This is a genomic window from Oceanobacter antarcticus (genome assembly GCF_044962685.1).
Classification (GTDB): Bacteria; Pseudomonadota; Gammaproteobacteria; order Pseudomonadales; family Oceanobacteraceae; genus Oceanobacter; species Oceanobacter antarcticus.
In genome coordinates this window covers 94,710-115,545 of sequence record NZ_JBBKTX010000017.1, presented here as the reverse complement: position 1 = coordinate 115,545, position 20,836 = coordinate 94,710, and the positions used below count along the sequence as shown (strand labels likewise).

General features: G+C 52.5%; 15 protein-coding genes. 4 read left to right on the top strand and 11 right to left on the bottom strand.

All coding sequences use genetic code 11. From position 1 onward, the window contains the following. Positions 1-161: 161 nt before the first annotated feature. The 4 genes from WG929_RS14365 to purU all read right to left on the bottom strand — a co-directional run bounded on the left by WG929_RS14365 (position 162) and on the right by purU (position 7,352). Positions 162-1,523 (bottom strand): DUF1329 domain-containing protein, encoded by a 1,362-nt coding sequence (locus WG929_RS14365; protein ID WP_416206608.1) that lies wholly within the window; start codon positions 1,521-1,523, stop codon positions 162-164. Between the two features lie 33 nt (positions 1,524-1,556). Then, positions 1,557-3,431, bottom strand: a complete 1,875-nt coding sequence (locus tag WG929_RS14360) for a DUF1302 domain-containing protein (protein ID WP_416206607.1) — start codon at positions 3,429-3,431, stop codon at positions 1,557-1,559. Positions 3,432-3,471: 40 nt separating this feature from the next. Beyond that, entirely contained in the window at positions 3,472-6,294 is a 2,823-nt protein-coding gene (locus WG929_RS14355) for a hypothetical protein (protein WP_416206606.1), read from the bottom strand. A gap of 206 nt (positions 6,295-6,500) precedes the next feature. Beyond that, a complete protein-coding gene (gene purU, locus WG929_RS14350) occupies positions 6,501-7,352 on the bottom strand; it encodes a formyltetrahydrofolate deformylase (protein WP_369857038.1) in 852 nt (283 codons plus the stop codon). 217 nt (positions 7,353-7,569) lie between these two features. Here purU and WG929_RS14345 point away from each other — a divergent pair, with 217 nt between their 5' ends. Further along, the gene (locus tag WG929_RS14345) at positions 7,570-8,184 is read left to right on the top strand and encodes a CBS domain-containing protein (protein ID WP_416206605.1); all 615 of its coding nucleotides are present in this window, start codon (positions 7,570-7,572) and stop codon (positions 8,182-8,184) included. A gap of 171 nt (positions 8,185-8,355) precedes the next feature. Then, positions 8,356-9,720: a nucleotide 5'-monophosphate nucleosidase PpnN gene (gene ppnN / locus WG929_RS14340; RefSeq protein ID WP_416206604.1), complete on the top strand. Its 1,365-nt coding sequence runs from the start codon at positions 8,356-8,358 to the stop codon at positions 9,718-9,720. Between the two features lie 41 nt (positions 9,721-9,761). Here the strand turns inward: ppnN and WG929_RS14335 are convergent, their stop codons facing one another. The 5 genes from WG929_RS14335 to WG929_RS14315 form a co-directional block, all read right to left on the bottom strand. Continuing rightward, complete coding sequence (locus WG929_RS14335; RefSeq protein ID WP_416206603.1) at positions 9,762-11,459, bottom strand: Aq_1262 family (lipo)protein; 1,698 nt, start codon at positions 11,457-11,459, stop codon at positions 9,762-9,764. Positions 11,460-11,521: 62 nt separating this feature from the next. Further along, entirely contained in the window at positions 11,522-13,357 is a 1,836-nt protein-coding gene (locus tag WG929_RS14330; RefSeq protein ID WP_416206602.1) for an alkaline phosphatase PhoX, read from the bottom strand. Between the two features lie 346 nt (positions 13,358-13,703). Continuing rightward, entirely contained in the window at positions 13,704-13,895 is a 192-nt protein-coding gene (locus WG929_RS14325; RefSeq protein WP_416206601.1) for a 4a-hydroxytetrahydrobiopterin dehydratase, read from the bottom strand. A gap of 83 nt (positions 13,896-13,978) precedes the next feature. Beyond that, complete coding sequence (locus WG929_RS14320; RefSeq protein WP_369857033.1) at positions 13,979-15,490, bottom strand: fumarate hydratase; 1,512 nt, start codon at positions 15,488-15,490, stop codon at positions 13,979-13,981. 164 nt (positions 15,491-15,654) lie between these two features. Beyond that, complete coding sequence (locus WG929_RS14315) at positions 15,655-16,431, bottom strand: hypothetical protein (RefSeq protein WP_416206600.1); 777 nt, start codon at positions 16,429-16,431, stop codon at positions 15,655-15,657. Between the two features lie 300 nt (positions 16,432-16,731). On the opposite strand from WG929_RS14315, the gene sodB reads away from it, so the two are divergent. Both sodB and WG929_RS14305 read left to right on the top strand, forming a co-directional pair. Continuing rightward, on the top strand, positions 16,732-17,316 hold the full coding sequence (sodB, locus tag WG929_RS14310; protein WP_369857031.1) for a superoxide dismutase [Fe]: 585 nt from the start codon (positions 16,732-16,734) through the stop codon (positions 17,314-17,316). 123 nt (positions 17,317-17,439) lie between these two features. Then, positions 17,440-18,045, top strand: a complete 606-nt coding sequence (locus WG929_RS14305; protein WP_416206599.1) for a Maf family protein — start codon at positions 17,440-17,442, stop codon at positions 18,043-18,045. On the opposite strand, the gene gspD is transcribed toward WG929_RS14305, so the two are convergent. Both gspD and WG929_RS14295 read right to left on the bottom strand, forming a co-directional pair. Beyond that, positions 18,042-19,934: a type II secretion system secretin GspD gene (gene gspD / locus WG929_RS14300; RefSeq protein WP_416206598.1), complete on the bottom strand. Its 1,893-nt coding sequence runs from the start codon at positions 19,932-19,934 to the stop codon at positions 18,042-18,044. The two genes, WG929_RS14305 and gspD, sit on opposite strands and share 4 nt — an antisense overlap. A gap of 4 nt (positions 19,935-19,938) precedes the next feature. Continuing rightward, entirely contained in the window at positions 19,939-20,826 is an 888-nt protein-coding gene (locus WG929_RS14295; protein WP_369857028.1) for a type II secretion system protein N, read from the bottom strand. Between the last annotated feature and the right edge of the window lie 10 nt (positions 20,827-20,836).

Here is a 20,836-nt window from a genome sequence, read left to right as displayed (position 1 = left end):
GAGTTCGTCTAGGTCGAGAAGATCTTGCTGAATGGACATAAAAAAATCCGATGTCATGGTCTGACATCGGATTTTCCAGATACTGCTCAGATGAGTAAATGGCTTAAGTGAACAGCATTAGGCCATCGCCGGTTTTTTATTAACTGCAACAACAAGCAGAATCAGCGTCGCCCTGAACGACGCAACGCCGAGGTGGTGTAGTCACTGGACGAGCGCTCTGCGCCAAAGACGTACGAACCGTCCTCTTCATTATCCAGACCCAACGCCAGGTAACGGCCGGAGGTCAGGTCGTAGAGTACTTCCAGGCCGTACCATGGCACCGTAGCATTGTAGTACATCACCTCATGGCCTTCCGCCACACGCCACAGCAACCCACGGCCATCATAATGATCAATGACCGATGCCTGCCAGGTATCTTCATCTATATAAAACACCCGCTTGGCATAAACATGGCGCATGCCATCTTTCAGTGTCGCTTCCACCTTCCAGACGCGGTGTAATTCGTAACGGGCAAGATCCTGGTTAATATGGCCAGGCTTGACAATGTCATCGTACTTCAGTGTGTCAGACTTCAGCTTGTAGCTGTTATACGGAACATACATATCCTGCTTGCCAATCAGCTTCCACTCGTAGCGATCGGGTGCACCATTGTACATATCGAAGTTATCCGAAGTACGCATGCCGTCGGACGCTGTGCCAGGGCTGTCGTAGGCAATGGTCGGTGCCCGGCGAACCTTGCGTGAACCGGCATTGTAGATCCACGCCTTGCGCGGTTCTTTTACCTGATCCAGGGTTTCATGCACCAGCAGTACGTTACCGGCCAGACGGGCCGGAGACAGTACATCCTGTTTGAAATAGAACAACACGTTGTCGTCCTGACCCGGCGTGTAGTCGGTCAGCTTGTCACTGAAAGTGAACTCTTCCTGAAAACGGACCAGCGTGTAGTCACCACTCGCCTGGGGTGTTACCTGGCCGATAGTACGTTCGACACTGCCGCCGCGATAACGGACGATATGGTTCCAAATCACTTCCAGGCCCGTTTTGGGCATGGGAAAGGGAGTACCGTCGACGTAGTTCTCCAGACCGTTGCCACCATCAACCAGTTTGGTCGCCGTCGCATTACTGGCCGTCACATCGTAGATGCTGCGAGGATACGCAGCGGTACGATGGGAGGGATAGACCGGCATACGGTAACTGTCCGGGTATTTTTCAAACATGGCTTTTTGGCCAGCCGACATTTTGTCGGCGTATTGCTTGTAGTTACTACTATTGATCACAAACAGTGGCTTTTCGTCAGCAAACGGATCAACCAGCTTACCACCACTGACGTATCCGGCCGGGGCCTGCGTCAGGCCACCGGTCCAGGCGGGAATATCACCCGACCCGGCCTTGTTGGCACCCATAGGGGTCAGCTCATTACCCAATTTAGCAGCTTCTGCGGCCGTCACTGCGGCCTCTGCAGACAGCCCGAGCAGCGAAAGCATCAGTGCACTGCCCAGCACACGTATCGTCGATTTGATCATTCTGTGTTCCTCGCTTGTTCCACTGTCTGCCAATTAAAATGAATAGGATACAGACAGACTGATGTTGTCGCGGTCTTTAATCTGGTTGTAATCACCGCCGGTGTAATTGGTATAGCTCACATCGACCGATGTCTTGTTCAGATACACAAAGCGCATGGCCAAACCGGTGGTCAGGCGGTTATCAATAAACTGGGCACCGGGTTCTGGGCCATTACCCTTGTCATAGGCAAGCGACACAATCGGGGTGATGTTGACCCCTGCCAGCGCATTGTTGTAGTCGAATGACATACGCAAACGCACACCGCCAGAAAGCCGGGTAACGTAGCCGTCATCGGTACAATTGGCAGCATGCACGTTTTTACCACTATTTGCTTCATTAGTGCCTGGTACGGTGTCGGCGGTACAGAAGTTGGTATCCCCTGCAGCGCTATAAACGCCATCGTTGTTACCAATACCGTAAGCGCCCGAGCGGCCGTAACGAGCATCGTCCGTATCTGGCAGATCCGGGATAAAGCTCATCCCCAACTCACCCACCAGGGCTGCACGGTCGGAACCAAGGATACGATCAAAGAACGCAATATAGGTGGTTTGTGCCTGCCACATATCAAACTGATCGTAACCAACGGCCAGTTCACCCGATAAATCAGCCGGGTTACCGCCAACTTCGGCCAGCCGCTGCTGATACATACGGCTATAGGGAGCAGCGTTACCAGCCAGCAGCAGCTCAAACGCATTCCACTGCAAGGGCATATCCGGGCGATAACTGATTTCTCCAGATACCGAGGCACCGCCTTCTGTCGCCGTCGCAAAACTTAATCCCATCACCTGAATATCTTCAGGATAAGCAATCTGGTAGAGCGGATAATTGCTCTCGTAGGTGGCATTGGCATTGTAGTAACTGCTGTCAGACTTATTCACCACCACGCCGTTGATAAACGGCAAACGGCTGTGAATATTCATGTAGTAGGCACCAAATTCCGTGTCACCCAACGCTTCGGAATACCAACGTAATGCCAGACCATATTGGCCAGAATCTCTGGGTTCATCGTCAGACAATCGTTCCGCCACCGGTGCAACCCGTTCAGACAGGGGCTGATTGTCCGCCACTTCCTGATCTCGGGCTGCCAGGATATCCAGCTCACTGGAGCTACCTCCCAAGATCACCGGGCCACAGCCGTCGGCAACAAAATCGGACGAAGAGAAGAAGGTGCCGCATGGATCAGTCCGGGTCTTTTCCCACTGCAGCTGATAGAAGGCTTCCATCGACAGATCCGGGGTCAGGCCGACCGAGGTGTACAGCATGTTGACGGGCAACAAACCTTCTTTCAGCTCTGCCCCAGGTTTACGGAACGCCGAGGCATCCACCGGATTAATGCTGTTGATACCGCCCTGAATAAAAGTGCTTTCACCCCAGCTTAATACCTGACGTCCCAGACGTACCGAGAGCGGTGTCTCGCCAATATCAAAATCACCCCAGACATACGCATCCAGCAAGTCATAACCACGACCCGCAGCATCCTTGGTTTCATTACTGAGTGCCTTGAAATCCGTATCGTCATTCATGATGGCATCGTCATAAAATGCCCGAACCCGGAAAAAACCGCCGTAATTTTGATAGGTCATTTCCAGATCGGATGTCCATTTTATCACTCGGGTATAGACATCACCCTTGCCGTAGTTCTGTGTGCCGTCGTCATAATTGTACGAAGAACCCGTCGCATCGTTGCCCGAGGCCGCACCATTACCAGGCATTATCTGATACGCACCAGGTTCCTGTAGTCGCCAGCCGATACCGGCACTGACGGTGTTGTCCAGTCGCATATCGATCGCGCCAACAGCAAACTCGGTTGCCTGAACAGAAGTGGCTGCAAGAGCCGAAATGGCCAGAGCCAGTGGAAGCTTTTTCATCGCGTGCCCGCCTGTATTCTTATTATTCATGGTCGCCCCTTTACTCTGCCGCTGCTTCAACAATACCAGCGCCACCATCGACCAGAGTCGGTGCTGCCGGATCGTTAAACAGGCTCACAATGTGGTTGGCGATAACACCAAAGGTCGCAGCCGTTTCCGCAGTCGCATCGCTTGTATCCGGTACCGCCATCGAGATATGACTGCTCAAATCCGCATTGAGGCGCAAGGCAACCTGCACCGGATGAATGGCCGACAAATCGGACGAGGTATCCACCAGCGTCGCACTCAGAACATCAATCAACGGTTCGGTACCCGATAACGGGGCATCATCAACCGTATTCGGAATAACGTGATCACCCACCGCCTCAATCAGGGTATAAGGCGTACCGGTGGCTGCCAGCTGTTTAACGTAGTTGATCGGGTCAGAGGCATCCACGGTCGCCTGATACACATACATCAGTGACTCATAGTCCGAGCCGCCCTGAGTGAGGTTAAAGCTGTCGGGATCTGTCAGTCCTGCCACGATTGTCGGGCCATAGGCATCGGAATGTTCAAGCATTTTTGCCAACCCACCACCAGGAACACCAAAAGCGGCAGCCTGCACCGGATTCAAGGCACTGTTACCTGTGGCATTGGCCGCCAGCGTATTGGCGTTATTGATCGCCACAAATTCGGTACCGACAATCGCACCCAACGAAATACCGGCAAAATAGATCTTGCTGGCATCAAAATCCGGCGCACTGTTCAACACGCCGTTACCGTCACCATCGATATCCATAAACGGAATCGACGCATTAAGGTTGAGTAAATCCATCACTGCCTGACGGGTGTTATCGCGCGTGGTCTGGAAGCGCACAAAGTTAATGTAAAGCGAACCGGAGACATTCGCGGCAGCATCCGTTGCGCTGACCGCTGTTGGTGCTACGCCATTGGCGGTCAGCCCAAAGTGACGCTGACTGTAAGTTTGGGCCGTAACAATCTCCGTCACCTTGGCCAGCAACGCGGCCGTGCCCTCGCTTTGCCCCAAGGCGTACAAACTGGTTGCACTGTTCTCGCTGTGTTCGCTGCCCTCAACAATCGCCAGGGCCGGTACTGCCGCAAATTCGGCCCCCAGCATGGCGGACAGATCCACCGTATCGGTTGGCATCACCCCGTGTAGCGGCAGGTCAATGGCGACCGTGGCATAACAGTTCTGGGCGAACTGGTCTGCCAGCGGCAAGGTATCCAGGCGCTGGGAGCGTAAACCGTGTTGATAAATCACCACTGGCCAGCCGGTCGTCGGTTTGACGCAACTGGAAACCGGCTCAACCACCAGTACCGGCGCTGACACGGTGCCCTGGGCTGCGGCAAACGGGAACAAATCGGTGACGTTTTCAGAAGGTGCCGCATAAGCCGCCGCCGTTGTCGCGTCGGCTCCCAGCGCCAGCTGAATATTGCTGATCACATCGGCATCAGACACCCACTGTGAAGTAATCACATTGGCGGCTGTCAGCTGTTTCAGCAAACAGTCAGAGTCCGTTGCACTCGACGGTGTACAGCCATAACCGGCGGCCGGACTCTCACCACTGTAGGCACCCTCTGGCGCGCTGTGATAATACGGCAGTTCAATACGGCCACTGCGGAATGTCGACTGCAAACCAGCCGCCAACAAGGCTGAAGGAACTGACGCACTGGTACTGAAATCCGTTTTGCGCGGTGCCGGTGTCGGCAAGGTAGCCAACAGGGTATTGCCCTGAATCAGCGCCGTAGCGGTCGCGGTATCACCACTGGCCATCATGGTGACGGTCGCCATTTGAGTGCTGGCATCGTCGCTAGTGGTGTTGAGATAATTCTGCACCACCGCTGGAATATCCTTGTTGCTCAAGGCACTGTTGACGTTACCGGGGGCGGCCATGGCATTCATCACGGCCGTTGAACCGCCGGTGGTAAAGGTGTAGGCAAGCGCAACATGAACATCGCTGCGCTGCAGTACACCGCCGACAAAACCTTCCGCCAGTTGCTGCCAGCCTTCTACCGCTGACTTGGCAGATTCAAGAGCATCCGAATAGGCTTCCAGATCCGGATCAGACAGGTACTTGTATTGCGTCGAGGCATCAATCTGATTGCCATTGGCGCCCAGCAGGCTGTCGAGCACCACCACCAGATAACGGGTGCTTTCCAGTAACGGCTCAGTTGGGCTGATACGAAGTACGTTGTTACTGAGGTTGCCATCGGTGTAACTCACCACCTCGGCACGAATAGCAGGCATGCTCAGGTATTGAAACGGCGCTGCAGGGTCCAGAGAACCCAGCTTGGCTCCACCCTCATAGTTCAGTGGCACCAGATAGACGGAGCCAGCGGCAACGTCGGTCGACAACTCACCATCAAAGGCAATATCAAACGGCGCCGTAACAGAAAAACCATCCAGATCGTTAATGGCATCGTAGACCGGGTTGTAATCAGGGTTGATGTCACCCGTCGCCGACAGCGGAGCGATGTCTTTGCCCGCAGCATAATACAGAGTGCCATCCACATCGGTGGCGTCGACGGCAGAGCCATCGGTATTAGTCGGGTAGGTTTTGAACAGAAAATCGATATTTAACGGTAATTCTGACGTAGCGGGATTAAACATCGGAGAAACAAAAGTATCCTGATTTTCCCCACTACCGGCGAGCACCGAGGTTTGATCGACTTCACTATTGCCATCCACACTGCTGATGTTGCAGCCAACCAAGCCCGCAGTTGCTGCCGCAATGGCCAGACCGAGAAACGTCTTGTTAACCATATTGCTACCTGTCGTATTGTTGTTATTAGTACTGTGAATGGATAAGGAGGCATCCATAGCCACAGCTATGAGAGGAATATAGTCTGCCAAAGCGCTCATACTCATCCCTCCAAAGTATGAATCCACCGAGAATGGCCGCTGCTTTTGTTAAGTTCTGTAACAAAAAAATCTACGCCTTGTCAGCGCCAAACCGGCCCGGCACCAGCTAGCTACAACCAAAAGTCTAGACAACAAACCGGCATTCAGAAAGAAATCAGGCAGGCCCTGTGGCCTGCCTGATAAAGTATGAAGTGAGCAACAGGGGGTCAGAACACGATGGTCTTGTTACCATGCAGCAGTACCCGATCTTCCAGATGGCTACGCACGCCGCGCGCCAACACCATTTTTTCCACGTCCTTGCCCAGCCGTACCATATCGTCCACGGTGTCGTTATGGCTGATCCGAATAACATCCTGGTCGATGATAGGGCCCGCATCCAATTCCTGGGTCACGTAATGACAGGTGGCACCGATCAACTTCACCCCACGATCGGCCGCCTGGTGATAAGGCCGCGCGCCTACAAACGACGGCAAAAAACTGTGATGAATATTGATTACCTGACCGATATACCGCGCACATAACTCTGGCGGCAAAATTTGCATATAACGCGCCAGTACGATGGTATCGGCCTTGTGTTCTTCCACGATCGCATTCACCCGGCGAAAATGTTCCGCCTTGTTGTCTTTATCAACCGGCACATGAAAAAACGGGATACCGTGCCACTCCACCAGCGAGCGCAAGGTGTCGTGATTGGAAATCACACAGGGGATATCACACATCAGTTCCTGGCTGTGCCAGCGGTGCAACAAATCGACCAGGCAGTGGCTGCCCTTACTCGCCATCAGAATGACTTTTTTCGCGCTGCCGGAGTCATTGATGTGCCAGTCCATATCGAACTCGGTGGCAATCTCCGCAAAACGACGGCGCAGCTCGTCAATCTCGAAGGGCAGCGACTCCGCCCGAATACAGTGACGCATAAAGAACCGACCGGTGGCCGCATCTGAATAATGATTGGCCTCAACAATCCAGCCACCCAGGCCGGAAAAAAACTGCCCCACCCGAGCAACAATTCCGACCCGATCTGGACAGGAAATCGTCAATCGATATACACGTTCCATAAGAATTCTGCCTGTTACCACGCTATGCTTAAAAATGTCTTGAACGGTTGTCAGAGCGAAGCGCACCAACAGCAGTACAAGCTGTTCGTTTGCCGCGCATCGACAGATAATATTTAACGCTGCCGGAAACCGTCTTGGTGAACCCATCATTGAAGGTACGCCGAGTTTAACCGCTAATCCGCTCATTGTATGTGCCTGGCAACAGACGGAGAGCATCATGGCCATTATCAGTTTTGATATGGGGCAACGAGTCATCACCCCAGAGCAGCCAACAGCCCGCAAGGTCGAGCGTACCGGGGCCATCAGCCCTGCCAGCGCTATCCACCCGAATGCCGGCAGCGAAACAACACCAGCGGGTCATAACCCACCCCGCAACCCAGCGATCCACCGCTATCAGCAACAGGATCGACAACAAGACAACACTCCCCGCCCGGTGCTGTACGTAGCCGAGCTGATGACCGTTTCACCCACCACCCTGCCAGCAACAGCCACCCTTGAAGAAGCCTGGTTATGCCTGCGCGAGCACCCCTTTCGCCACTTGCCGGTCGTTACAGAACAACGGATTCAAGGGCTGCTTTCTGACCGGGACCTGCTCACTTACTACGCCTCACCCGACCAACATCAATCCCCAGCAACACTGATGGCGATCGCCAGCCATCCAGTGATGTGCGTCGAAGCTCATACCGACATTCGCCAGGCCGCAGCGCTGCTGTGCGAACAACACATTGGTTGCCTACCCGTCGTTGAACATGACCTGATCACCGGCATTCTGACCCGTAGCGACTGCCTGAGAGCCCTCAGTCGTTACCCCGAAATCACCCTCTGGGTCTGACGGTCAATGCTTCGACACTGCACGTCCTGGCAAATGCAGCCATCAATGACCCGCCCAATAATCGCCCTCAGATTCCTTAACTCCGATGGCTTACATGCTGTTATTGCTGCAGTTTTTTTACCCGCAGCCTATAGTGATCAATACGACCGACGGCAGGAAATGACCACATCCATGAACAGCTATGAACTGATTCACCCCAAAACCCATCTGCGCGTACTGTCGCGCTACGAAATACAACAATTACGAGACGTCAGCAGTCAGGCTCACGACCTGGTACGGCGCTGCTGCTACGCGGTATTGAGTGCCGGTAGCCAGAACGACAGCTATGTTGAAATAGAAGCAGCCTATCAGCCGTTCGATATCCACTTTGAACAAGAAGATCGGGGCCTGGTATTACGACTGATCAACCCCCCGGCCAGCGCCTTTGTCGACAACGAAATTATTCGCGGTGTACGGGAGCAATTATTTTCTGTACTGCGGGATGTTCTCTACGCCCAGGATTCCATTATCAAAGCCCAGCGCTTTGACTTGAACAACAGCGAAGACATCACCAACGCCATTTTTCACCTGCTACGTAATGCCGATGTCTTACGGGCGGATCAGCTACCCAATCTGGCAGTATGTTGGGGAGGCCATTCCATTCCACGCAGCGAATACAAATACTGCAAAGAAGTCGGCTATCACCTCGGTCTGCGCGGGTTGGATATCGGTACCGGCTGTGGCCCCGGCGCGATGAAAGGCCCCATGAAAGGGGCCACCATCGGCCACGCCAAACAACACAACCGCAACGGCCGTTATATTGGCATTACCGAACCCGGCATTATCGCCACCGAAGCCCCAAACCCCATCGTCAACGAACTGGTGATTTTGCCAGACATTGAAAAACGCCTGGAAGCCTTTGTGCGCATGGCACACGGCATTGTTATTTTTCCTGGCGGGCCGGGGACTGCCGAGGAACTGCTCTACCTGCTGGGGATTCTCACCCACCCGGATAACGCTACCCTGCCGTTTCCGGTCATCATTACCGGACCAAAAGAGACAGAAGACTATCTGCAAGCGATCGACCGCTTTATCGGAACCACATTAGGCGCAAAAGCCCAGGCTCGTTACCAACTGATTATTGATGACCCACAAGCGGTCGCCCAGGCAATCAAAACCGGGATCCACGGCGTCAAGATCTGGCGGCAACAGCAAAAAGATGCCTACTTTTTTAACTGGTCATTACATATCGAAGCAGACTTCCAACACCCGTTCGATCCGACCCACGAAGCCATGGCAGCACTCAACCTGTCGCTAAAAGCACCAGGACACCAGCTGGCCGCCGACTTGCGCCGTGCCTTTTCCGGCATTGTTGCAGGTAACGTAAAAGCAGACGGCATCAAGCGGGTACAGGAGCATGGCCCCTACCTGTTGAATGGTGATCCGCAAATTATGGCCGAGATGGACGCCTTGCTGGCTCGCATGGTGGCTAACGAGCGTATGAAAATAACAGGGGAGTATACCCCCTGCTATAAAATTGCAACGGTTAATAATTAACGGAAAGAAAGCGGCCCGGCCAGAGCCGCCTTATCGGTTAATTAGTAATAACTCAACACATCAGTGATCCCGGTTGGGCCATACAGCTGTACGTCTTTCTGAACCACTTTCAGAGGCGTGATGACCACATCCCGTCCCTGTGTGTAACTTTGCTCATCGACAATCACTTTGTAAGCCTTGTTCAACGTCAGAGCTCTTTCACGACTTGGCATCAACAGATAGCTAATATCCGTTTTCAAGCGCTCAAACGCTTTTGGTTTCTTACTACCATCCGGGTTGAAAAACTTGTTGCGAACTTCATCGTTTGTTCTGAACTCGTTACCCGTTGGATTGTGCTCCAGATAAAAAGCGTATTCTCCCTGACCGTCTTCACGGACATGATCCTTAACGCCTTCAAAGCCTTTTTCCATCCAATGGTACCAGCCATTCTGGAATGAATGCCCGGAATCCAGTTTGCGCGTAAAGGCGAAAGTTGAGTCATTGGTCGCCCCAATACCGGAGTGGCAGCCAACACAGAAGTAGTTTTCTTCGTAACTTTGTGGTCTTAGGTCACCGGCCTTGTCTTCAATAAATCCTTGATACACCCAGCCCAGAGGAACAATCAGGCCTTCTTCCATATTACCAATAACCGTTTTGGTACGTTCCGGGAAGTCGTAGCGTTCTTTCTCTTCTTTTTCCACATAGCGCTGCAAATTAAAATAAGTGCGCCAGCTGGCTTTACGGCCATATCGAAGCTCTTTCATCCGTGGAGCAATACTGGTTTTACCCTGATCATCCACATCGATATAACGCACGGTATGTACAAACTCTGTTCCTTCTGGATATAAACGTGCCGCCAAATGCACCTGTTTATTTTCCAGCTGTTTTTTGGCCTGACCCACATAGCTCATATAGATTTTGTCAAGTGGGGCCCATTCATAACGAATTAGATGGCTTTTACCGAGCTTTCCATCTTTATTCAGATCAACGCCATAGCGATTTTCATCCACTTCAGGAATAACCACATCCTGCTGCTTCATCAGGCTTTCCACAATGGCCAGGTTGATTATGTAGGTTTCCTGATCATATTCCCCCGGCTTGAGTTCACGAAACGCCTCAGGCAAACGAATCAACACGTCGTCCGTTGAACCGTTGGTTGGCATAAAGGTACCCAGAAACGGATAGTAAGCAAATACACGCCAGCCTGTCGGGTTGCCAGAAGGGTCATGATCAAATCCCTGATTATCAAAATCGAACCAGACATCCGGGATATAGCCATCCCATTGACCGTTTTTGTTGCGATCCCATTCTGCAGGGACATTCTTCAATTTCTCTGCCAGATAAATCTCACCATTATGACTGGAATAATTATCGTGCCTTACATAATTAAGAATTTCATCATCGGTTATTTTTTCAATTGCCTTCGTACGGTCTTTGAATACATTTTCCCAAGAATTATGCACTCCTGGTTCTGGCATGTTATAAGCAACCTGAACATCTATATCACTAAAATAGTTAGGTTCTTTACTTGCGGTATGACAAGCATAACAAGGATTATAAGATCCACTGTCATCTACCGGGTCGGTATAACACTGAGGTAGTAAATAAGGAGTCTTGTTATCAAGGCGATCCGCGGTCAGGTAATCACTCACCTGCTTTTTTACAAGACTGCTATTTGACGAGGTTTCAGCAACGACATCAAACGCTAGTAATCCAGCAACCATAGAACCGGACGTTAACAACAAATGGAAAATTCTCACAACAACCTCACAAACAGAAAAAGGGCGGGTCTCCCCGCCCTTATAAACTCATACTGATATTATTACTCAGCGATACCAGGGAAAGGACCAACATAACCGGTATAAGCCATGTCTTCACCAGCACCTGTGTCCATATCGCGATCAGACTCACCATATGGATGCTGAATAACCGACATCAGATAAGCCCAGCCATTGATGTTCGGATACCAGTAAGGAGACGTGGTTTCTGCACCGTAAGGCGTAGTCTGGATACGAGTCAGTGATTCATCATCAAACTCATAAGACCAGATCACATCATTCTGGTGACCAGAACCCGTGTCTTCACCGATAATCAGCTTGTCGTAGCCAGACATGTACGTCACGTTGTCCGGGTTGGCGATGCCATCAATATGACAAGAGTTGTTATCTGCGAAACCAGTCACTTGCTCTGACTCAGAAACAGGAACACCTTCTACCAGTGAGTACATAGAGTTGGCAACGTAGTCAGAGCCGATGTCTGTATCTGCTGCTACATCCAACTGATAGACGATGCCACAATCATTGCTTTCAGCCAGCTGAATGTCACCGCTGCTATCGCTCATGCCACTACCAACACTGGACATGCCAACGTACAACTTGCTACGAGTTGGATCGAACGTGACGCCTTCTTCTTTCTTGAATTCGATGGAAGCACCTTTTATCGCAGCATAACGACGGGTTTCCATACGAGAGGCCTGAGTTTCCATACCTTCGATCACTTTCAAACACTCAGCGCCACCGCTAGCAGTATCCACGTAAGTGAAGCCGTCAGTTGCGCAAGCACCATCCGTGACATCTTCGCTGTCAAACAGGTCAGTGAAGGTCAGCTGTTCTTGTGTATCAGTACCAACAACATAAGGTTTCACATCATCATCAGATGCGTGGCCCAAGTCGATCCAGCTGATGTCTGCCGTTCCGCCATTATCAGCAGAAGTCTGTGTCCACTTGGCGGCGTACAAAGTACCAGCGGTCAGATCACCAGCGGTATCCGCAACAAACATATAGAGGCCAACGTTGGTGCCGTCATCTGTCATATAAGTTGTTTTGGAGTCTGGCATTACATAAGCCAGCTCAAATGCCAGACGACCCATGGCGTAATGCTTGGTCAGATCGGTAGATGCATCTTCAGAGACTTCGATTTCGATATTCCAGCCGTAAAAGTACGGGTTCCAGGAAGCTTCGTCCTCGTAGTAGGACAGCATGCTACGTTGGCCGCTATCCGGGTTACGGGCATTCGGTTCATATTCTTCAGAGGCCAGGTGAGTGGTCCATGGAGTAACAGAAGCTGCACAATGTACCCAACCACCGTTCACACCAGACTGATCAATCTGCTTCATACTTTTAACAGACAGAGCGCCAGTATCGTCATCCTGATTCAGTTCCATCAGGAACATGGCTCCAGGAGTAGATTCCATTTGAGAAACAGAGAACAACTTGTCACCGATAGGCAACAGTGACGTGTGTTCGTTGCTGTTGGTGACGTTGATGCTACCGTCATTGCTCTGAAGAACAGTACCGGTTTCGTTGATCAATTGGCCAAAGGTCACACCATTGTAATCAGTACCAGAACGAGCCAACAGATTGAAGGATCCACCAAAAGTTCCTTCGCCAACAATCGCTGAAGAAGCGAAGATAGCGCGCTTGTCAGCATCAGTTGCTGGAGCGCTTACACCCACAAACGTCAGCTCGGTACCATAAGTTGCAGTCGTATGATCTGCCGCTGTTAAATCTTCACCATCAGTACCTGGATCACCCTTGTCACCGTCAGCACCAGCAACGCCGTCTTTGCCATCGTCGCCATCTGAACCACAAGCAGCCAGACCAGTAGCCAGAGCGGCCATCAGCAATGCCTGCAGCAGTTTGTTTTTCTTGAATTCCATAACGCACTCTCTCATCGATTGTTTATAGAGGTCTAAGTGCGGCATAGGCTAGTCGCAGAAAATGACAACTTGAATGAGCTTTTATGTCAGAAAGAAGACGTTATTGTGACAGCTATTAATAACGAATTTGACGTCGATACACTCCTATGACGCGTTTGTACTGGAGCTTTATTGAGGTATCAATGGTGCAATCTGCCGGCTATGGTTGCCAAAAACGACCTCAGATTCCAGGGTACTCAACCTTCGGACAAGAGCATCTTCTCAAGATGGCCAACTGGATGCAGAAGGGAGAAATGGCCCGTTGCTCGTGGCTTCAGATATGAATCGTCAGGCTACCCCACCACCACTAGGGGTGGTGATTCTGTTCCTCTGCCAGTTCTCCTGTGCGATTAGCCAACCCCAGCGACTGCCCGAAATTCTGGGTCTTTACCTTGCGCTGTAACATCGATTGGTTCTCTTCGCTTATCAATTCCCAGGCGGACAGCGGCCCCGCCAAAACACGAACGATTTCATCCTGAGTGAGTGAAGATGGTGTCATTGGTTGCTCCGGTATCCGCAGTAAAAAACAAAAAACCCGGCGCTGTTAACACAGGGCCGGGTTATTCAATCAGAACAGCGTGATCAGCTCACTTCTTTCGCGGCAATACGCGCCGCCCATTCGATCGGGCCGGTCATGTGTACCGATTCACCTTTGGTATCGACAGCAACGGTGACGGGCATATCCACCACGTCAAACTCGTAGATGGCTTCCATACCCAGATCCGCAAAACCCAGCACTTCCGCACCCTTGATCGCCTGGGAAACCAGGTAAGCCGCACCGCCGACGGCCATCAGGTACACGGCTTCGTTGTCCTTGATGGCTTCAATCGCGATCGGGCCACGCTCGGATTTACCGATCATGCCCAGCAGTCCGGTTTGTTCAAGGATAGTACGGGTAAACTTGTCCATCCGGGTGGCTGTGGTCGGGCCAGCAGGGCCAACTACTTCGTCGCGAACCGGATCAACCGGGCCAACGTAATAGATAAAGCGACCTTTCAGATCGACCGGCAGTTCTTCACCACGGGCCAGCATTTCGACCATACGTTTGTGAGCGGCATCCCGGCCGGTCAGCATCTTGCCAGACAGCAGTACGGTTTCACCGGTTTTCCAATCCTTGACGTCTTCCGGCGTTACGGTGTTCAGGTCAACGCGGCGAACACTGTCACCAACTTCCCAGCTGATTTCCGGCCAGTCTTCCAGCTTTGGCACTGGCAGCGAGGCAACCCCGGAACCATCCAGCACAAAATGGGTGTGACGGGTTGCCGCACAGTTAGGAATAATGGCTACCGGCTTGTTGGCGGCATGGGTCGGATAATCCGCCACTTTCACATCCAGAACCGTGGTCAGACCACCCAGCCCCTGAGCGCCGATGCCCAGCTTGTTGACCTTATCGAACAACTCCAGGCGCAGTTCTTCGGCACGATTACTGGCACCACGCGCCTGCAGTTCCTGGATATTGATTGGCTCCAGCAGCGATTCCTTGGCAATTTGCATGGCTTTTTCAGCCGTGCCGCCAATGCCGATACCCAACATGCCCGGCGGACACCAGCCAGCCCCCATAGTCGGAATCTGCTTCAGTACCCATTCAACCACATCGTCGGACGGGTTCAGCATGGCGAACTTGGATTTGGCTTCGGAGCCGCCACCCTTGGCTGCGACATGCACGTCGACGGTATTCCCCGGCACCAGTTTCATATGAATAACCGCCGGCGTGTTGTCCTTGGTGTTGACCCGCTTGCCGTCCGGATCCGCCAGTACCGAAGCACGCAAGACGTTGTCCGGGTTCAGGTAAGCACGACGAACCCCTTCGTTACACATGTCTTCGACCGACATGTCGCTTTCAAATTTGACATCCATACCAATGGTCAGAAAAACGGTAACGATACCAGTATCCTGACAGATCGGACGTTTGCCCATGGCACACATACGAGAGTTGATCAGAATCTGCGCCATGGCGTCTTTGGCGGCCTTGGACTCTTCACGCTCGTACGCTGCGTGAACGGCGTCGATAAAGTCTTTGGGGTGGTAGTAGGAAATGTACTGCAGCGCATCAGCGACGCTTTGGATCAGGTCTTCTTGCTTGATCACTGTCATGGCGAGTTCTCTCTCTGTGCTCTCTCTCGGGTGCCCTGGCTCCGTCTTGCGACAAAACACTCAGCAGTGATATGCGCCAGACCGATGCTGGCGCGAACGGTGGCCGATTGTACCCGAAGGAACAAGCGGCTCAAATGCGATCGACAGGCGCCTTTAGTCAAATGTCAGGGTTTGGTCGCGGCCGGAGTGTGCAGTGTGGTGATACGCGACTCCACCTGACGCAGCTGCTTGCGTAAGGTCTCAATCTCTTGCTGACGATTGGCCAGGGATTCTTTCAGGATGGCGACGCTACGCCCCGTCATTTGTACCGCCTCGCTGTTCTGGGCAATACGCAACTCGGATTCCGGCAAGGACAGCAGTGCCGCTTCGGCGGAAGATACTCGCTCCGACAGCGCGCTGCTGGCCAGCTGCTGCTGCTCCAGCGTCGCTTGCTGCGTGGTCAGACTGGCCTGTAGCTTGTCGGCCTCGGACTTGAGTCTTTTGACAGTCGCCACATTGCTCGCTATGGCTTTTTCATTACTGGCGATCATGCCCTTGTTACGCTTATTGGCAACATCCCACAGCTTGCGAATTTCAGAATCATGTTCTTTCAGCAGCACCTTGAGCGCATCGAGTGACAAACTGGCGTTTTCGCCAGTAACCGACAAACGCTCATTTAGTTGTTGCAGATTAACCGACTGCTGCTGAAGGGTCTGTCTGGCCGCCAGCAGCTCGGTCTGCATCGTCTGCACCAGGGTATAAAGATACCCGGCGGCGGCGAGACCAAGCAGAGCCAGCAACAGTGCCACAGCCACCAGCCCGGCCCCAGCGGACTTGCCTGTTGTGTTGGCAGACCCGGCTGCCGCCGGTGAACGCCGCGATTTATTTTGCCGCTGACGCATTTCAATATCGTCTTTCGAGGGTTTGATGTCGGGTATAAGCGGTTCTTTAACGTTGTCCATTAGGATTTCCGGAACTGGCGATCAGGAGATAAACGGCCCGCAGTATACAAACATTAACGCTGAAATACCGACCGCAGCCGGGAATTTTCATGCCTGACCAGAGTATCAGACACACCTGTAGAGCCAGAATTCATCCTTTCCATAATAGTGATTCACTATTAGCAACACATAGCCGCTCCGGCCGCTCCGGTGTTATCATGCTGCGACTTCGGAAGGCGGGATGGAGCCGTTGAATTATTTTTATAAAGCCCCATCTACACCCCTGAATGCAACCACCTAGCCTGATAATGGAGAACGCTCATGGCCTTCGAACTTCCCGCTCTGCCATACGAAAAAACTGCACTGGAACCTCACATCTCTGCAGAAACCCTCGATTTCCACTACGGTAAGCACCACAACACCTACGTCACCAAACTGAATGGTTTGATTGGTGGTACTGAATTTGAAGGCAAGACTCTGGAAGAAATCATCAAGACTTCTTCTGGCGGCGTATTCAACAACGCAGCCCAAATCTGGAACCACACCTTCTACTGGAACAGTCTGGCACCGAATGCCGGTGGTGCACCGACTGGCGCTATCGCCGACGCCATCAACGCTGCGTTTGGTTCATTCGAGGAATTCCAGACCAAATTCAACGATATGGCGGTGAACAACTTCGGTTCCAGCTGGACCTGGCTGGTGAAAAAGGCAGACGGCACACTGGATATCGTCAACACGTCCAACGCTGCTACCCCGATCACTGAAGAAGGTCTGACGCCGCTGCTGACCGTTGACCTGTGGGAACACGCCTACTACATCGACTATCGCAACGTACGTCCGGATTACCTGAAAGGTTTCTGGGCATTGGTGAACTGGGAATTTGCGAACGCTAACTTCGCTGCCTGATCACTGCATTGATAAAAAAGGGAGCCTCGGCTCCCTTTTTTGTTGGCTTGTTTTTTTATTAACTGGCCGCCTTTTCTTCCTTACCTTTTTCAGCCCAGTGGCGGCTACGCTACAGGAGTCTCAATGCAACTGTTACTCGCCTCATCATCTCGCTATCGTCGCCAGCAACTGGCACAGTTGGGTATTCCATTCGAATGGGCCAGTCCAGATATTGATGAAACCCCATACGTCGATGAAACCATCGATGCCTATGTCCAGCGTCTGGCGGAACAAAAAGCCCAAGTCATGGCGGCGCAATACCCGCAGCACTGGATTATCGGCAGCGATCAGGCCTGTTCACTGAATGGCGCGGTAGTCAGCAAACCGGAAAACCATGACAACGCCCGCCAGCAACTGCTGGCCAGCGCCGGGAAGACCATTCGTTTTTCGACCGGTATTGCACTTTGGCATCAAGGTAAAACAAGCAGTGCCGTTGAGCACTTTGATGTGCAATTTCGGGCTCTGTCAGCCAATGAAATTGAAGATTACCTGAGACTGGAGCAACCCTACGATTGTGCTGGCAGCTTCAAGGTCGAAGGCCTCGGCATCCATTTATTTGAAGCCTTGCATGGGCGGGACATCAATAGCCTGATTGGGCTGCCATTAATCCGCGTATGCGACTTAATGAGAGCAGCAGGACTGAACCCGCTGCAGTTGGCAGCCTCCGCGCCGCGTGAGCAAACCCATTAACGATTGGTTGGACGACCACTAAACAGTCGATCAAGCGACGCATCAATACTGTCTGCACCGAGCTGATCCGATACATCAAATTCCCAGATACCGTTGTATTTTTCACGGGTCAGATCACGGGAGGTCTCAGCGTTATTAACAATGGTCGGACGTAAAAACACCATCAGATTACTTTTGACATGTTCGCTACTGGATGAGCGGAACAACCAGCCCAGCACCGGAATATCCCCCAGCCAAGGCACCTTGCTTTCACTCTCGATCACGTCATCACGAATCAGGCCGCCCAGGACGATGGTTTCCTGATTACCAGTCAGAATCATGGTTTTGATCGATCGTTTGTTAGTAATCAGATCCGCACTGCCCGACACCGAGGTGGCCGATACGGATTCTGCCGTAGCTTCCACTTCCAGACGAATATCCGTGCCGTCATGAATGTGTGGCTTCACTTTCAGCGTCACACCAACATCTTCACGGGTGATGGTGGTGAAAGGATTGGAATTGGTCGACGACGACGTCGAGCCAGTAATAAACGGCACGTTCTGGCCGACAATGATTTCCGCTTCCTGGTTGTCCATGGTCATGATGCTGGGGGTCGACAGCAAGTTGGTATTACTGTCACTCTGCAATGCCTGCAAGATCACGCCGAAGTCCAGCACACCGTTATTCTCACTGTAACCACCAACCGTCAGGCCACTGCCAATGGCACTGGCATACGACCCGGACGCAACACTGGTGGCGATGGTACTGAGCGACGGCCCGGCGTCGCTGAAATTGGTCATGGATACCGGGTTGTCCAGATCACCAGAAACCCATTGCACGCCCAGTGCATCGTTCACATCACCCGTCACTTCAACAATCGCCGATTCAATCAACACCTGGGCACGGCGTACATCCAGTGACGCGACCAGTTCCTGAATCTCTTTCATCAATGACGGCTCGGCACGCACTACCAGGGCGTTCAGTTCTTCATCGGCGTGGATACCGACAGAACCCTTCACTTGCTGGGCATCCTTGTCGTTACTGCTCACTTCACCCATCAGGTTTTTGAGCAGATCCGCCAGCTTGGTGGCATCGGCGTACTGCAGCCGAATCACCTGGGCACTGCCGCTGAAATAGGATGGCTGGTCAAGCTGCTCGATCAGATGGCGAATACGTTCGCGAGCCGTTTTTTCGCCCTTGATAATCAGCCGATTGCTGCGCTCGTCGGCCACCACCCGAATGCTGCCAGCGGTATTGTTATTATCGCCATTACCCTGGGAAACCTTGGAGGGGTCCAGGCTTTGTAACATGGTAACGACATTGCCGACCCAGGCTTCTTTGAGTTGCACCACTTCCAGTTCTTCACTGCCGGACTTATCGAGGCGATCGATAATCTGCTCGATGCGCTGAATATTCATGGCATGATCTGAAATGATCAGCGCGTTGGCGGATTTGACCCCGGCCAGATGGCCGTATTTGGCCACCAACGGGCGCAAAATAGGCACCAGATCCAGCGCCGGTGTATTCTTGATCATGATTACCTTGGTAAGCATTTCCTGGCTGTCATTGGCCGATTGGGTGTTCAGGTCACGACCAACCTGTTTCACCTCGTTCTGTTGGACAATCAGCACCACATCTCCGGCTGGTACGGCGGCATAACCGTGCACCTGCAACACCGACAGAAACAGCTCATACACGCCGCTGGAATCCATCGCCTCACTGGTCAGGACATTAACCTTGCCCTTGACACGCGGATCGACCACAAAGCTTTTTCCGGTAATATCCGCCACCTGGCTGATAAAGGCGCCGATATCGGCTTCTTTCAGATTGATCTGCCAGCTCTCCTGAGCACTGACGGTAAAGCTCAGTGATAACAAGACAGCCACTACCCAATGTTTGAACACACCCATATCCTTAATTCAGCCTGTGGTTAACGGTGAAACGATCATTGCCGCGCTGTACTTCGATACGCACGCTATCGGTATTTTGCAAATCAGCCAACAGGCTCTGATCACTGGCGGGGTCTCCGAGTGACTGGCCGTTGATCGACAACAGCAGATCACCTGGCCGGAGTTTGAACTGCATCAGCGGCGAACCGGGTTGCACCCGATAGCCCAAACCATCCCCTTGCGGCTCCAGCCCCATGCGTCCCAGCGCTTCAAGCGGATCATCCTCCAGTTCAGACGTCGCCAGATCGACAAATTCAGTGGCATTACGGATCTTGCCAAAACGCTCCTTTAACGAACCGGAACGCCCGCTAGAGGCACTCGGGTTGCCCCTGTCAGTATCGTCACGAGGGACAATCCGCACATCCGAGCCACGACTTGTCTGCTCGTCAAATTTGAGGGTTTCCAGCTTGCCCACCGTATCCAGAATGACTTTGTCCGAATACACACCGGCCAGCCGGGTACGGCCTTGAACGGCATCCCCCATCCGATAAAACTCCCCAGCCCGACCCGCCGCAGAGATGATGGCACTGGAGTATTCCTCTCGCGAGGACTGATTAACCCCCAGCAGGGTCAGCTTCAGGCGGGTATCCGGTGCTTCCACTTCTTTTTGTACCACCACTGGAGCGACCGCCGTTGCTTCACCGAACAGGTGATAGGCTGCGGTTCCCCGCACATGACCATCTGCCGCCTCAGCATTACCTTGAACGGGCGCTTTTAATACCAGCGGTGCCGGGGCGGCCACCAGCCACACCAGCTGTGCTGCCTGCCAGCTCAATAACACCGTCAGCATCAGCTTGCCCGCCAGCAATATCCATTTTTGCCACAGCAACAGCTCTACCACATTCTTATCCAAATCGACTGCT